Annotated in this window: 12 protein-coding genes; 3 read left to right on the forward strand and 9 right to left on the reverse strand. The window is 67.2% G+C overall.

Translation table 11 applies throughout. The features are described 5' to 3' along the window. Positions 1 to 57 precede the first annotated feature (57 nt). The 3 genes from valS to KZC51_RS13345 are packed head-to-tail and all read left to right on the forward strand — an operon-like array spanning position 58 to position 4,955. Entirely contained in the window at positions 58 to 2,652 is a 2,595-nt protein-coding gene (gene valS / locus KZC51_RS13335) for a valine--tRNA ligase (RefSeq protein WP_247630431.1), read from the forward strand. After that, positions 2,652 to 2,867 carry a hypothetical protein gene (locus KZC51_RS13340; RefSeq protein ID WP_247630432.1) on the forward strand — a complete coding sequence of 72 codons (216 nt, stop codon included), beginning with the start codon at positions 2,652 to 2,654 and terminating at the stop codon, positions 2,865 to 2,867. Before valS ends, KZC51_RS13340 begins: the two co-directional genes overlap by 1 nt. 36 nt (positions 2,868 to 2,903) lie before the next feature. Next, positions 2,904 to 4,955 (forward strand): M3 family metallopeptidase, encoded by a 2,052-nt coding sequence (locus KZC51_RS13345; RefSeq protein WP_247630433.1) that lies wholly within the window; start codon positions 2,904 to 2,906, stop codon positions 4,953 to 4,955. Between the two features lie 85 nt (positions 4,956 to 5,040). Here the strand turns inward: KZC51_RS13345 and clpX are convergent, their stop codons facing one another. The 9 genes from clpX to tig form a co-directional block, all read right to left on the reverse strand. After that, positions 5,041 to 6,309: an ATP-dependent Clp protease ATP-binding subunit ClpX gene (gene clpX / locus KZC51_RS13350; RefSeq protein WP_247630434.1), complete on the reverse strand. Its 1,269-nt coding sequence runs from the start codon at positions 6,307 to 6,309 to the stop codon at positions 5,041 to 5,043. Positions 6,310 to 6,469: 160 nt separating this feature from the next. After that, complete coding sequence (locus KZC51_RS13355; RefSeq protein WP_247630435.1) at positions 6,470 to 7,321, reverse strand: aldehyde dehydrogenase family protein; 852 nt, start codon at positions 7,319 to 7,321, stop codon at positions 6,470 to 6,472. Next, positions 7,318 to 8,760 carry an aldehyde dehydrogenase family protein gene (locus KZC51_RS13360; protein ID WP_247630436.1) on the reverse strand — a complete coding sequence of 481 codons (1,443 nt, stop codon included), beginning with the start codon at positions 8,758 to 8,760 and terminating at the stop codon, positions 7,318 to 7,320. The genes KZC51_RS13355 and KZC51_RS13360 overlap by 4 nt, the downstream gene beginning before the upstream one ends. Before the next feature lie 9 nt (positions 8,761 to 8,769). Continuing rightward, positions 8,770 to 9,738, reverse strand: coding sequence for a deoxyribose-phosphate aldolase (gene deoC, locus KZC51_RS13365; protein ID WP_372491798.1), 969 nt, complete (start codon positions 9,736 to 9,738; stop codon positions 8,770 to 8,772). A 29-nt stretch (positions 9,739 to 9,767) separates the two neighbouring features. Then, a complete protein-coding gene (locus KZC51_RS13370; protein ID WP_247630438.1) occupies positions 9,768 to 10,703 on the reverse strand; it encodes a sugar-binding transcriptional regulator in 936 nt (311 codons plus the stop codon). A gap of 155 nt (positions 10,704 to 10,858) precedes the next feature. Next, positions 10,859 to 11,500 carry an ATP-dependent Clp protease proteolytic subunit gene (locus KZC51_RS13375; RefSeq protein ID WP_247630439.1) on the reverse strand — a complete coding sequence of 214 codons (642 nt, stop codon included), beginning with the start codon at positions 11,498 to 11,500 and terminating at the stop codon, positions 10,859 to 10,861. Between the two features lie 20 nt (positions 11,501 to 11,520). Next, complete coding sequence (locus tag KZC51_RS13380; RefSeq protein ID WP_247630440.1) at positions 11,521 to 12,117, reverse strand: ATP-dependent Clp protease proteolytic subunit; 597 nt, start codon at positions 12,115 to 12,117, stop codon at positions 11,521 to 11,523. 81 nt (positions 12,118 to 12,198) lie between these two features. Beyond that, entirely contained in the window at positions 12,199 to 12,681 is a 483-nt protein-coding gene (locus tag KZC51_RS13385) for a tetratricopeptide repeat protein (protein ID WP_247630441.1), read from the reverse strand. A 72-nt stretch (positions 12,682 to 12,753) separates the two neighbouring features. Continuing rightward, entirely contained in the window at positions 12,754 to 14,238 is a 1,485-nt protein-coding gene (tig, locus tag KZC51_RS13390; protein WP_247630442.1) for a trigger factor, read from the reverse strand. Positions 14,239 to 14,300 lie beyond the last annotated feature (62 nt).

The raw sequence follows: 14,300 nt of genomic DNA on the forward strand, positions 1-14,300 counted from the left end.
CACCCCACACTCAGGCACGCTCACACAGTGCCGCATACATCGCTCAAGGAGACCCTCATGTCCGTGATTCCCGACAAGCCCGCACTCGAAGGTCTCGAAGCGAAGTGGGACACCACCTGGGCAGAGCAGGGGACGTACCTTTTCGACCGGCTCCGTGCCGCCCAGTCCGGCCGTGAGGGCGTGTACTCGATCGACACCCCGCCGCCGACCGCCTCCGGCAGCCTCCACATCGGCCACGTGTTCTCGTACACGCACACCGACGTCAAGGCGCGCTTCGAGCGCATGCGCGGCAAGACCGTGTTCTATCCGATGGGGTGGGACGACAACGGCCTCCCCACCGAGCGCCGAGTGCAGAACTACTACGGTGTGCGCTGCGACCCCACGCTCCCCTACACCGAGGACTTCACGCCGCCGTTCGAAGGTGGAGACAACAAGTCCAGCCGTGCCGCCGACCAGGTGCCGATCAGCCGCCGCAACTTCATCGAACTGTGCGAGCGCCTCACCATCGAGGACGAGAAGCAGTTCGAGGCTCTGTTCCGCCAGCTCGGGCTGAGCGTGGACTGGACCCAGACCTACCGCACGATCTCCGATGAGACGATCCGTCAGAGCCAGCTCGCGTTCCTGCGCAACATCGAGCGCGGCGAGGCCTACCAGGACCTGGCGCCCACGCTCTGGGACATCGACTTCCGCTCCGCCATCGCGCAGGCCGAGCTCGAAGACCGCGACCAGCAGGCCGCGTACCACACCATCGAGTTCCCGTTCGCCGACGGCTCCGGCTCCATCGCGATCGACACCACCCGCCCCGAGCTGCTTCCCGCGTGCATCGCGATCGTGACGCACCCCGAGGGTCCGCACAAGCACCTGATCGGCACGAAGGTGCGCACGCCGTTCTTCGGCGCGGAGATCGAGATCCACGGACACCACCTCGCGCAGCCCGACAAGGGCACGGGAGCGGCGATGGTGTGCACCTTCGGCGACGTGACCGACATCGTCTGGTGGCGCGAGCTGCGCACGGTCGCCGACCAGCACCTCCCCAACATGACCACGATCGGTCTCGATGGCCGCTTCCTGCCAACGGCGCCGGAGTCCGTCGGGAACGCGGAGGCCATCGACTGGTACGCGGAGAACCTCGCAGGCAAGACGGTGTTCAGCGCCCGCAAGGCCCTCGTGGAGAAGCTGCAGGAGACCGGAGACATCACCGCGGTCGGCAAGCCCTTCACCCACGCCGTGAAGTTCTTCGAGAAGGGCGACCGCCCTCTCGAGATCGTATCGACGCGTCAGTGGTACGTCCGCAACGGCGCCAGGGACGTGACGCTGCGCGACGAGCTCATCGGCCGCGGGCAGGAGCTCACGTGGCATCCCGACTTCATGCGCGTGCGCTACGAGAACTGGGTCGGGGGCCTCACCGGTGACTGGCTCGTGTCGCGTCAGCGGTTCTTCGGCGTGCCGATCCCGCTCTGGTACGGCCTCGACGAGAACGGCGAGCGCGACTACGACCGGGTGCTCACGCCCGACACCGCTTCGCTGCCGATCGACCCGACGATCGATGTGCCGGCGGGCTACACCGAGGACCAGCGCGGCGTGGCCGGGGGCTTCGATGCCGAGGCCGACATCCTCGACACCTGGGCGACCTCGTCGCTGACCCCGCAGCTCGCCGGCGGATGGCAGCGCGACGAGGAGCTGTGGCAGCTCACCGCCCCGTTCGACCTGCGCCCGCAGGGTCAGGACATCATCCGCACCTGGCTGTTCTCCACCATGCTGCGCTCGACGCTCGAGGACAGCCGCGCGCCGTGGCGCAACGCCGCGATCTCCGGCTTCATCGTCGACCCCGACCGCAAGAAGATGTCGAAGTCGAAGGGCAACGTCGTCACCCCGGCCGACATCCTGGACGCGCACGGCTCCGACGCGGTGCGCTACTGGTCGGCTTCGAGCCGCCTGGGCACCGACGCGGCCTTCGACCCGCAGAACCCGACGCAGGTGAAGATCGGTCGCCGCCTGGCGATCAAGGTCCTCAACGCCGCGAAGTTCGTGCTGTCCTTCCCGGTCCCCGAAGGAGCGCAGGTCACGCACGCGCTCGACGCATCGATGCTCGCGTCGCTCGACGGTGTGATCGCCGATGCGACCGCCGCGTTCGAGAAGTACGACCAGGCCCGCGCGCTCGAGATCACCGAGGCCTTCTTCTGGACGTTCTGCGACGACTACCTCGAACTGGTGAAGGAGCGCGCGTACGACCAGAACGATGTGGGACAGGCCTCGGCCGCCCTCGCGCTGCGCCTCGCGCTGTCGACGCTGCTCCGGCTGCTCGCCCCGGTGCTGTCGTTCGCGACCGAGGAGGCGTGGTCGTGGTTCGAGGAGGGATCGATCCACACCGCATCCTGGCCCGAGGCTCTCGGCATCGACGGTGATCCCGCCGTCCTCACCGCCGCGAGTGAGGCGCTGATCGGCATCCGTCGCGCCAAGACAGAGGCGAAGGCATCGCAGAAGACGCCGGTCGCCCGCGCCGCCATCGCCGCTCCGGCCGCAAGGCTCGACGCCCTGCGTGCCGCCGCCGACGACCTGCGTGCGGTCGGCCGCATCGCGGAGCTCGAGTTCACCGAGGCGGAAGCATTCGCCGTCACGGCGATCGAGCTCGCCCCGGTCGAGGCCTCCTGATGCAGTTGGGGACGCGCTGGGCGACCGGTACCGAGGCTCCGGCCTCGGTACCGGCGTCGCTGCGACCCGCCATCGCCGAGGTCGAGAGTCGCGGACTCGTCGGGCACTGGACGCTCACATGGCTCGAGGGTCGCGCGATCGCCGAGCTCGACGCCGGCTGGGAGGTCCTCCAGTCGGCCTCCGGCGAGATCATCGCCCGCCCCTTCGAGGACTGAGCCACGGGCGCGTCCCACGGTGGTTAGGCTCGGAGGATGACCGATACCGCGAACCCGCTGCTCCAGCCGTCGACCTTGCCGTACGGCATCCCCGACTATCGTGCGATCCGTCCCGAGCACTACATCCCGGCGTTCCGCGCCGCGTTCGAGGAGCACCTGCAGGAGATCTCCCGCATCACGATGGTGCGCTCGATGCCGACCTTCGAGAACACGATCGAAGCGCTGGAGCGGGCGGGCGGGACTCTTGAGCGTGTGGCCCACGCGTTCTACACGGTCAGCTCGGCCGATGCGACCCCCGAGATCCAAGCCGTCGACGAGCAGCTCGCGCCGTTGATGGCAGCGCACACCGATGCGGTGTCGCTGAACGGCCCTCTCTACTGGCGCGTGCAGCAGGTGTTCGACCAGCTCGACTCCCTCGACCTCACCCCGGAGCAGCGCTATCTCGTCGAGCGCCATCACCGCGAGATGACGCATGCGGGCGCGGCTCTTGACGACGAGGCGAAGGCGCATCTGACTCTGCTCAATCAGCAGCTCTCCACGCTGAGCAACACCTTCGAACGCAACCTCCTGAACGACACGAACGATCTGGCCGTGGTCTTCGACGCCGCCGAGCAGCTCGACGGATTGAGTGCCGGCGAACTTTCCGCCGCCGCTCGCTCGGCCGCCGAGCGCGGGCTCGACGGTCATTACGTCGTCTCGCTCACCCTGTTCACCGGGCATCCGTACCTGGCACAGCTGCGCAACCGCAACTCCCGCCGTGCGATCATGGCCGCCTCGCAGGCGCGCGGATCCCGTGACAACGCGAACGACAACCGCCCCGTGCTGCGCGAGATCGTGCGCCTCCGCGCCGAGCGCGCGGCACTCCTCGGTTACGAGTCGCACGCGGCTTACGTCACAGCCGACGAGACCGCCGGCAATCCCGGAGCCGTGGAAGACATGCTGCGCGCCCTGGCTGCACCATCCGCCGCGAATGCGCGCGCCGAACGGGAGGCGCTGCAACTGATCGTCGACCGCACCGAACCAGAGCCCTTCCCCGTCGAGGCGCATGACTGGGCGTTCTACACCGAGAAGGTCCGCGAGGCGCTGTACGACATCGATACCAGCGCCCTGCGTCCCTGGTTCGAGGCCGAGCGGGTGCTGCAGGACGGTGTCTTCTTCGCGGCGACGCGCCTGTACGGCGTGACCTTCGCCGAGCGCCCGGATCTGGTCTCATATCACCCCGGTGCGCGGGTCTTCGAGGTCAGCAACGCCGACGGGTCTCCTCTGGGTCTCTACATCCTCGATCTGTACACCCGGGATTCCAAGCGCGGCGGCGCGTGGATGAACCCGATCGTGAGCCAGTCGCGCCTACGCGGTACCTCCCCGGTCGTGGTGAACAACCTCAACGTCCCCCTCCCTGGGGACGGCGAGCCCACCCTTCTCACACTCGACGAGGTCACGACCCTCTTCCACGAGTTCGGGCACGCCCTCCATGGTCTCTTCGCCACCGTCACCTATCCGCACTTCGCGGGGACGAACGTGTTCCGTGACTTCGTCGAGTTCCCGAGCCAGGTCAACGAGATGTGGATCCTCTGGCCCGAGGTGCTCGACAACTATGCCCGCCACCATGAGACCGGCGAGCCCCTGGACCCCGCGATCGTAGAGCGTCTCCGCGCTACCGAGACCTTCGACCAGGGACACGCGACGAGCGAGTATCTCGCGGCGGCATGGCTCGATCAGGCCTGGCACCGGGTCGGGACGGATGCCGAGATCGACGACGTCGCCGCTTTCGAAGCCGCAGCGCTGGCCGATATCGGTCTGGACGACCCGGTGGTGCCGACCCGGTACTCCTCGACGTATTTCGCCCACGTCTTCTCGGGCGGATACAGCGCCGGGTACTACTCATACATCTGGAGCGAGGTGCTCGACGCCGACACGGTGGACTGGTTCCGCGAAAACGGTGGACTCACCCGCGAGAACGGCGATCGGTTCCGCCGACTGCTGCTCGGTGTGGGCGGATCGAAGGATCCCCTCGAGGCGTACCACGACTTCCGCGGCCGTGTCGCCGACATCGCCCCGCTGCTCAAGCGCCGCGGACTCGAGGCCTGAGAAGCGTCAGACGGCCGGTCTCGCGGAGTCGAGCCTCACGGGGACGTCGTGACGACGTCCCCGTGCACGAGGTGATGGTCGGCTGTCAGGCGCTCTTGCGCTTGCGCTCCAGCACGATCGTGGGAGGCGCACCTTCGTCGACCGCCGCGCGGGTGATGATCACCTTCGCAACGTCGTCCGCCGAGGGGATCTCGAACATGATCGGGCCCAGAACGTCTTCCAGGATCGCGCGGAGCCCGCGCGCACCGGTCTTGCGCTCCACAGCCAGGTCGGCGATCGAGCGCAGCGCGTCCTCGTCGAACTCGAGCTGGACGCCGTCGATCTCGAACATGCGCTGGTACTGCTTCACCAGCGCGTTACGCGGACCGGTGAGGATGTCGATGAGCGCGGCCTGGTCCAGAGGCGACACCGAGGTCACCACAGGCAGACGCCCGATGAACTCGGGGATCAGCCCGAACTTGTGCAGGTCCTCTGGCAGCACCTCGCCGAAAAGGTCGAGGTCCTTCCCCTTGTCGTGCAGCGGGGCACCGAAGCCGATGCCGTGCTTGCCGACACGTGCCGAGACGATGTCTTCGAGCCCGGCGAATGCACCGGCCACGATGAACAGCACGTTCGAGGTGTCGATCTGCAGGAACTCCTGGTGCGGGTGCTTGCGTCCGCCCTGCGGCGGCACCGAGGCGACTGTACCCTCGATGATCTTCAGCAGTGCCTGCTGCACGCCCTCGCCGGACACGTCGCGCGTGATCGACGGGTTCTCGGCCTTGCGCGCGATCTTGTCGACCTCGTCGATGTAGATGATGCCCTGCTCGGCCCGCTTCACGTCGTAGTCGGCGGCCTGGATCAGCTTGAGGAGGATGTTCTCGACGTCTTCGCCGACGTAGCCGGCCTCGGTCAGCGCGGTCGCGTCGGCGACGGCGAACGGGACGTTGAGCTGCTTCGCCAGCGTCTGCGCGAGATAGGTCTTGCCGCAGCCGGTCGGACCGATGAGGAGGATGTTGCTCTTGGCGATCTCGACCTCGTCGGCCTTCTGCTCGGCAGTCTGCAGCGTGCCGCGTGCGCGAATCCGCTTGTAGTGGTTGTAGACGGCCACAGCCAATGCGCGCTTCGCAGGCTCTTGACCGACGACGTACTCCTCGAGGAACGAGAAGATCTCTCGCGGCTTGGGCAGATCGAACTCGGCGACGCCGTCCGCGGAGGACTCCGCCATGCGCTCCTCGATGATCTCGTTGCACAGCTCGACGCATTCATCGCAGATGTACACACCGGGGCCAGCGATGAGCTGCTGCACCTGCTTCTGACTCTTTCCACAGAATGAGCACTTGAACAGGTCAGCGCTTTCACCGATACGGGCCATGCGCGTCCTCCTAGGGGATCCAGAGATCGTCATCCGAGCCTAACCGCTGCATCCGACACCGGGACGCATTGAGGCGTACTCTCCTGAACCGAGTCCGAGACGATACAGAAGGACCCGCAACGCATGGTGCGCGCTGCGGGTCCCTGTGTATGCGAAGCGATCAGACCATGCTCTTGGTGTGCCACACCGTCTTGATCTCGGTGAAGGCGCCGATACGCTCGGGCGACGCGACGACCTCTCCCGGCGGGAGCACACGCGTGAGCGTGTCGGCAGCAGCGATCTGCAGGTCGACCCAGTCGAGGTTCCCCGCGCCGGCGAGATCGAGGGCGTTCACGTCCTGGTGCGAGGCGAGCCACGGCGCGATCTCGGCGGGCGATCCGGTGAGGACGTTGACGACTCCCCCGGGCACGTCACTCGTCGCCAGCACCTCGGCGAGGCTGATCGCCGAGAGCGGGTGCTGCTCGCTGGCGATCACGACGACGGTGTTGCCGGCGACGAGTGCCGGAGCGACGACCGAGACGAAGCCCAGCAGCGCCGAGTCCTGGGGCGCGACGATCGCGACCACGCCGGTCGGCTCGGGGAGCGAGATGTTGAAGTACGGACCGGACACCGGGTTCGCGTTGCCGGCGACCTGCGCATACTTGTCGCACCACCCCGCGTACCAGACCCACAGGTCGATCGCTTCGTCCACCTGCGAGCCTGCGGCCGCGGCCGACACGCCTTCCTGTGCGATGATCTCGTCGATGAACTGCGCGCGGCGTCCTTCCAGGACCTCCGCGACGCGGTAGAGCACCTGTCCACGGTTGTAGGCGGTGGCCCCCGACCAGCCCTTGACCGCGGCGCGGGCGGCCACGACGGCATCTCGGGCGTCCTTACGGGATCCCTGCGCGGCGTTCGCGAGGAAAGCGCCCTTCGCGGAGAGCACTTCGTAGGTGCGACCGGACTCGCTCCGCGGGAAGGCCCCGCCGATCGCCAGCTTGTACGTCTTCGGCACGCTCAGTCGCTTGCTCACGATGCGGCTCCCTTCAGGTAGGCGGTGAGCCCCTGTCGTCCGCCCTCGCGGCCGTATCCGGACTCCTTGTAGCCGCCGAACGGGCTCGACGGATCGAATCGGTTGAACGTGTTCGCCCAGATGACACCGGCCCGCAGCCGATCGGCGACCGCGAGGATCCGCGATCCCTTGTCCGACCAGATACCGGCCGAGAGACCGTAGGGAGTGTTGTTCGCCTTGGCGATCGCCTCGGCCGGGGTGCGGAAGGTGAGCACTGACAGCACAGGTCCGAACACCTCGTCACGGGCAATGCGGTGCGAGGCCTCGACTCCGGTGAAGATCGTCGGCGCGAACCAGAAGCCCTTCTCCGGGATCACGCAGTCGGCGGTCCAGCGCTCGGCGCCTTCGGCCTCTCCGATGTCGCTGAGCTCGCGGATGCGCGCCAGCTGCGCGGCCGAGTTGATCGCACCGATATCGGTGTTCTTGTCGAGCGGGTCGCCCAGACGCAGCGTCGACAGGCGGTTCTTCAGCCGATCGATGACCTCGTCGTGGATCGACTCCTGCACGAGCAGACGGCTGCCCGCGCAGCACACGTGTCCCTGGTTGAAGAAGATGCCGTTGACGATGCCCTCGACGGCCTGATCGATGGGAGCGTCGTCGAACACGATGTTCGCGGCTTTGCCACCGAGCTCGAGCGTGAGCTTCTTGGGCGTCCCGGCGACGGCACGGGCGATGTCGCGTCCGACGCCGGTGGAACCGGTGAAGGCGACCTTGTCGACGTCCGGGTGGCGCACGAGCGCGGCACCGGTCGCACCAGCACCCGTCACGATGTTCACGACACCCGCGGGCAGGTCGGCCTGCTGCAGGATCTCGGCGAAGATCAGGGCCGTCAGCGGGGTGGTCTCGGCGGGCTTGAGCACGACCGTGCTGCCGGCCGCGAGAGCGGGAGCGACCTTCCACGCCAGCATGAGCAGCGGGAAGTTCCACGGGATGATCTGCCCGGCGACGCCGAGCGCGCGGGGGTTCGCGCCGAGTCCGGCGTGATCGAGCTTGTCAGCCCATCCCGCGTAGTAGAAGAACCAGGATGCGACCAGGGGCACGTCGACGTCGCGGCTCTCCTTGATGGGCTTGCCGTTGTCGAGGCTCTCGGCCACCGCGAGTTCGCGGGCGCGCTCCTGCACCAGGCGGGCGATGCGGAACAGGTACTTCCCGCGGTCGCGGCCGCTCATCTTCGACCAGGTCTTGTCGTACGCACGGCGGGCCGCAGCGACCGCGCGGTCGATGTCTTCGTCGCTGGCCGAGGCGATCTCGGCGATGCGCTTCTCGCTCGACGGCGAGATCGTGGTGAAGCTGGAGCCGGTGCCGTCGACGAACTCGCCGTCGATGAACAGTCCGTAGCTGTCCTTGAGGTTCAGGACTGCCGTGGACTCGGGAGCCGGAGCGTATTCCAGGAATGACATATGAGGCTCCTAGTCGATCGTGACGTAGTCGGGGCCGGAGTAGTGGCCGGTGGTGAGCTTCTGGCGCTGCAGCAGCACGTCGTTCAGAAGGCTCGAAGCGCCGAAGCGGAACAGGTGCGGCTGAAGCCACTCCTCACCGACCGTCTCAGCGACGGTAACGAGGTACTTCACCGCGTCCTTGGACGCGCGGATGCCGCCGGCCGGCTTCACACCGATCTTCGCACCCGTGCCCTGGTGCCAGTCGCGCACCGTCTCGAGCATCAGCAGGGTGGTCGGAAGCGTGGCCGCAGGCTGCACCTTTCCGGTCGACGTCTTGATGAAGTCGCCGCCGGCGAGGATGCCGAGCCAGGACGCCCGCTTGATGTTGTCGTACGTGTTGAGCTCACCCGTCTCGAGGATGACCTTGAGCGATGCGGAGGAGCCATCCGCGCGACGACATGCCTCCTTCACCTGGACGATCTGGTCGTAGACCAAGCCGTATCGACCGGACAGGAACGCCCCGCGGTCGATCACCATGTCGATCTCGTCAGCGCCGGCCGCGACGGCTTCAGCCGTGTCGGCGAGCTTGATGGCAAGCGAGGAACGTCCGCTCGGGAACGCGGTTGCGACGGCGGCGACGGAGATCAGCCCATCGTCGGGATCGCCGTGCTGGGCACCGAGAGCGGCCACCGCATCCGGCACCATGTCGCCGTAGACGCAGACGGCGGCGACCTGGGGGGTCGAGGCGTCAGCAGCATCAGGGTTCTTGGCCTTGGCGACGAGCGAACGCACCTTGCCGGGAGTGTCCGCGCCCTCCAGAGTCGTCAGGTCGATCAGCGAGATGATCTTGTCGAGGGCCCAGGCCTTCGACGTGGTCTTGATCGAGCGAGTGCCGAGTCCGGCCGCGCGCTGCTCCAGGCCGACGGCGTCGACGCCGGGAAGGCCGTGCAGGAAGCGACGGAGGGTGGCGTCATCCGGCTCACCGCCGAGGACATCCACCGCCGTCCTGCGGCTGAGTTCTGTGGTCGTCACTGTTCCTCCAACAATGCTCGTGCTGTGGTCTCATCGGTCACCAGAACGCTGCACAGGCCGCTGGTGACCACGGTGCGCGCGATGTCGTGCTTGGCGCGGCCGGCGGTCACGAAGATCGCCCGCTCCGCGCCGCGAAGTCGGTCCAGGGCGACACCTACCGTGCGGGCGTCGAGCTGGGAGTCGACGACGTTGCCCTCGGCGTCGACGTAGCGTCCGAGCACGTCTCCGACTGCTCCTCGGCGCGCGAGCTCTTCGACGTCCTCTGCACTGAGATAGCCGTTCTCGACATGGGCGGATGACGCGTCGCAAGGACCGGCCGTGAAAAGGAATGCCTGCGCATCCGCCGCCTCTTCGAGGATGGCGGCGACGGTGCGGTCCGACTCGATGGCCTGCTTGGTCTCCACACGTTCGAGGATCGCGGGGCTCGGCAGCAGCGAGACATGTCCGGACGCGCGCTGGGCGATCGTGACGGCGAGGCCGGCCGCTCCCCCGGAACGACGGTTGAGGCTGACGCCTCCGTTGAGCTGCACGACGGTCACCCCGCTCGCCCACCCGTCCGGCAGCGCCTCGGCGACCGCTCGCAGAGTGCGGCCCCAGCTCACACCCAGCGTGCGAGGCACGGGGCGCAGAGCTGTGAGGTAGTCGGCCGCCGCCTGTGCCACGCGCTCGAGGGTGCCATCATCGCCATCCGGTGCCGGCACCACGACGGCTTCGGCGAGCCCGTGCCGCTCGATCAGGAGCCGCTCCAGTCCCAGCCGTCGCGCCCGCGGGTGAACGATCTCGATGCGGACGATGCCGCGTTCCCGCGCCTGAGTGAGCAGACGCCCGACCTTCCAGCGCGAGACCTTGAGGAGGGCGCCGATCTCGTCCTGAGTCTTGTCCTCGTCGTAGTACAACTCGGCGATACGGACCATGAGCAGTTCGTCTTCCACGGCAACCTCCTTCCGTGTACAGCGTACGACTGTTCCCTCGGAGGTGCACGTCGATGCTCATATGAGCAGATCGCCCGCTGCGCTCTGCGCATCTGCCGCCCAGACACGAAGAAGGGGCGGCAGTCGCGATGACTGCCGCCCCTTCTCGGTGATCGTTACGCGCGCTTGCGCGAGGTGAGCACCTGGTCGACGATGCCGTACTCGAGCGCCTGCTCGGCCGAGAGGATGTTGTCGCGGTCGATGTCCCGGTTGACCTGCTCGGCCGGCTTACCGGTGTGCTTCGCCATGGTCTCCTCGAGCCAGGTGCGCATCCGGAGGATCTCCGCCGCCTGGATCTCGATGTCGGACGCCTGGCCCTGCCCAGCCTCGCCCATCGCGGGCTGGTGGATCAGCACACGGGCGTTCGGCAACGCGAGACGCTTCCCGGGGGCACCCGCTGCGAGCAGCACGGACGCGGCGGAGGCCGCCTGGCCGAGCACGACGGTCTGGATCTGCGGTGCGACGTACTGCATCGTGTCGTAGATCGCCGTCATCGCGGTGAACGAGCCACCGGGCGAGTTGATGTACATCGTGATGTCACGCTCGGCGTCCTGGCTCTCCAGCACGAGGAGCTGCGCCATCACGTCGTCCGCCGATGCATCGTCGACCTGGACGCCCAGGAAGATGACGCGGTCTTCGAACAGCTTGTTGTACGGGTCCTGGCGCTTGAAGCCGTAGGCCGTGCGCTCCTCGAACTGCGGGAGCACGTAACGGCTGGACGGAAGGTTCCCTGCGGATTGGAAAGTGGGGGTGTACATGGTGTCCTTTCGAATCCGGTTTACTCTGCGGCGTCCGCAGTGCCGCCGCCACCGGCGACGTCGCTGGCGTGCTCGCGGATGTGGTCGACGAAGCCGTACTCGAGCGCTTCTTCCGCCGTGAACCAGCGGTCGCGGTCGCCGTCCTCGTTGATCTGCTCGACAGACTTTCCGGTCTGTCCCGCCGTGATCTCGGCCAGACGCTTCTTCATCGACAGGATGAGCTGCGCCTGGGTCTGGATGTCGCTCGACGTGCCACCGAAGCCACCGTGGGGCTGGTGCAGCAGCACGCGCGCGTTCGGCGTGATGTAGCGCTTACCCTTGGTGCCGCTGGTCAGCAGCAGCTGCCCCATCGACGCGGCCATGCCGATGCCGACCGTGACGATGTCGTTCGGCACGAACTGCATCGTGTCGTAGATCGCCATTCCGGCGGTGATGGAGCCACCGGGCGAGTTGATGTAGAGGTAGATGTCCTTCTCAGAGTCTTCTGCGGCGAGAAGAAGGATCTTCGCGCAGATCTCGTTGGCATTCTGGTCTCGCACCTCTGAGCCCAGCCAGATGATGCGATCTTTCAGCAGTCTGTCGAAGACGCTCGTTGCGACGAGGGGTTCTGCAGCCATGTCAGCTCCTGATTCCGTGTTTCAGTGATTCGAATCTACCGGCGACAACGCGGGCCCCAGCCCGTGTTCGCCGTCGGCATATCAGCGTGGCGGACCGCTCAGCTCGCGGGCGTACGCGGAGACGGAGCGCGTGTACCGCGGTAGGTGCGGCGCCAGAGCTTCGAGCGCGACGGCAGCACCGGCGCGCGCATCGCCCTGCGACACCAGCGCCAACGCGTAGAACGCGGACGCCGCATCCTGGAACGCGCCTCCGCGGTCTCTCTCGATCCTCAGCATCTCGACCGCCTCATCGATGCGACCGAGGTTGCGCAACGTGCTCGCCAGTTGGATCACGGCCTGAGGACGATGCTCGTCGTCCAATCCGGCAGCCAGCGCCTCGCGGTACAGCGTCTCGGCCTCCGCCTCGAGTCCCGCGGAGTCGCGCGCGCCCGCTCGCTCGAACAGGGCGCGCGCGTCGGCTACGGGTCGTTCGTGCGCCAGCTCGTCGATACGCTCGATGCGTTCCGCGTCCGTCAGGGCGGCGTCATCCCACACCGCGTCGATCCGCGCGTCCCAGGTGTCCATCGTGATCCTTCGTGTGACGAGAGAAGGGGCGGATGCCGCAGCATCCGCCCCTTCTGGTGATTCGATCCGCGATCACTCCGCCTTGTCGGCGGCCTTCTTCGCGGGAGCCTTCTTCGCCGCCGGCTTCTTGGCCGCAGGCTTCTTCTCAGCCGGCTCCTTCTCGGAGTCCGCAGCGTCGTCGGCCTTCTTGGCCGGAGCCTTCTTCGCAGCCGGCTTCTTGGCCGGAGCCTTCTTGGCAGGCTTCTCCTCAGCCTCAGCCTCAGCCTCAGCGGCCTCATCATCGACGACGATGAAGTCGGAAAGGTCGACGGTCTTGCCGTTGCTGTCGACGACGTTCACCTTGCCGAGAGCGATCGCGAGCGCCTTGTTGCGTGCGACCTCTCCGACGAGCGCCGGAAGCTGGTTGGAGGACTGCAGCGCCTCGACGAACTCCTGGGGAGCCATTCCGTACTGCGCAGCGGACTGGACGAGGTACTGGCTGAGCTCCTCCTGCGAGACCTGCACATCGGCCTGCTCGGCGATCGTGTCGAGCAGCACCTGCGTGCGGAACTGCTTCTCGCTCGCCTCGGTGACCTCGGCACGGTGCACGTCGTCCTCGAGACGACCTTCGCCCTCGAGGTGGTTGTGCACCTCGTCCTCGATGAGCTTCGGCGGAACCGGGATCTCGATCTGCTCGAGCAGCACCTCGACGAGCTTGTCGCGGGCTGCGGAGCCCTGCGTGAAGACGCCCTGCTGCGCGACACGCTCGGCGAGGCTCTCACGGAGCTCGGCGATGGTGTCGAACTCGCTCGCGATCTGCGCGAAGTCGTCGTCGGCAGCAGGAAGCTCGCGCTCCTTGACAGCCTTGACGCTCACGGAGACCTCGGCCTCGGAGCCGGCGTGGTCGCCGCCGACGAGCGCGGAACGGAAGGTGGTGTCCTCACCCGCGGTGAGCGACTCGATCGCGTCGTCGATGCCCTCGAGCAGCTCACCGGAGCCGATCTCGTAGGAGACGCCCTCGGCGCGGTCGATCTCGACGCCATCGATCGTGGCGACCAGGTCGAGCTCGACGAAGTCGCCCTTCGCTGCCGGACGGTCGACAGGGATGAGCGTGCCGAAGCGCGCGCGCATGTTGTCGAGCTCCGCGTCGAGCGCAGCGTCATCGGCCTCGACGGCGTCGACGGTCACGGTGATGCCGTCGTACGGGGGCAGCTCGATCTCGGGGCGCACGTCCACCTCGATGTCGACCAGCAGGTCGCCCGAGAAGTCCTTCTCGTTCGGCCACTGGGTGATGTCGGCAGCCGGACGTCCGACGACGCGGAGCTTGTGCTCGACCGTGGCCTCGCGGAAGAACTTGTCGAGGCCCTCGTTGACGGCATGCTCGATCACCGCGCCGCGACCGATGCGCTGATCGATGATCGGGGCCGGGACCTTGCCCTTGCGGAATCCGGGGATCTGGACGTCCTGAGCGATGTGCTCGTATGCGTGAGCAATGCTCGGCTTGAGGTCGTCCGGGGTGACCGTGATGCTGAGCTTGACCCGGGTCGGGGTCAGCTTCTCGACGGTGCTGTTCGCCATGCTGGTGTGTTCTCCTTGTGGTTTCCGCGCTGACACGCGGCTTGAAGGCTTGTCGAGCCGTG

This window comes from Microbacterium croceum, from assembly GCF_023091245.1.
Lineage (GTDB): Bacteria > Actinomycetota > Actinomycetes > Actinomycetales > Microbacteriaceae > Microbacterium > Microbacterium croceum.

Bases quoted from the DNA above. Each gene is read 5' to 3' on its own strand.
- valS (WP_247630431.1), top strand. From the start codon at position 58: ATGTCCGTGATTCCCGACAAGCCCGCACTCGAAGGTCTCGAAGCGAAG.
- KZC51_RS13340 (WP_247630432.1), top strand. From the start codon at position 2,652: ATGCAGTTGGGGACGCGCTGGGCGACCGGTACCGAGGCTCCGGCCTCG.
- KZC51_RS13345 (WP_247630433.1), top strand. From the start codon at position 2,904: ATGACCGATACCGCGAACCCGCTGCTCCAGCCGTCGACCTTGCCGTAC.
- clpX (WP_247630434.1), bottom strand. From the start codon at position 6,309: ATGGCCCGTATCGGTGAAAGCGCTGACCTGTTCAAGTGCTCATTCTGT.
- KZC51_RS13360 (WP_247630436.1), bottom strand. From the start codon at position 8,760: ATGTCATTCCTGGAATACGCTCCGGCTCCCGAGTCCACGGCAGTCCTG.
- KZC51_RS13375 (WP_247630439.1), bottom strand. From the start codon at position 11,500: ATGTACACCCCCACTTTCCAATCCGCAGGGAACCTTCCGTCCAGCCGT.
- KZC51_RS13380 (WP_247630440.1), bottom strand. From the start codon at position 12,117: ATGGCTGCAGAACCCCTCGTCGCAACGAGCGTCTTCGACAGACTGCTG.
- KZC51_RS13385 (WP_247630441.1), bottom strand. From the start codon at position 12,681: ATGGACACCTGGGACGCGCGGATCGACGCGGTGTGGGATGACGCCGCC.
- tig (WP_247630442.1), bottom strand. From the start codon at position 14,238: ATGGCGAACAGCACCGTCGAGAAGCTGACCCCGACCCGGGTCAAGCTC.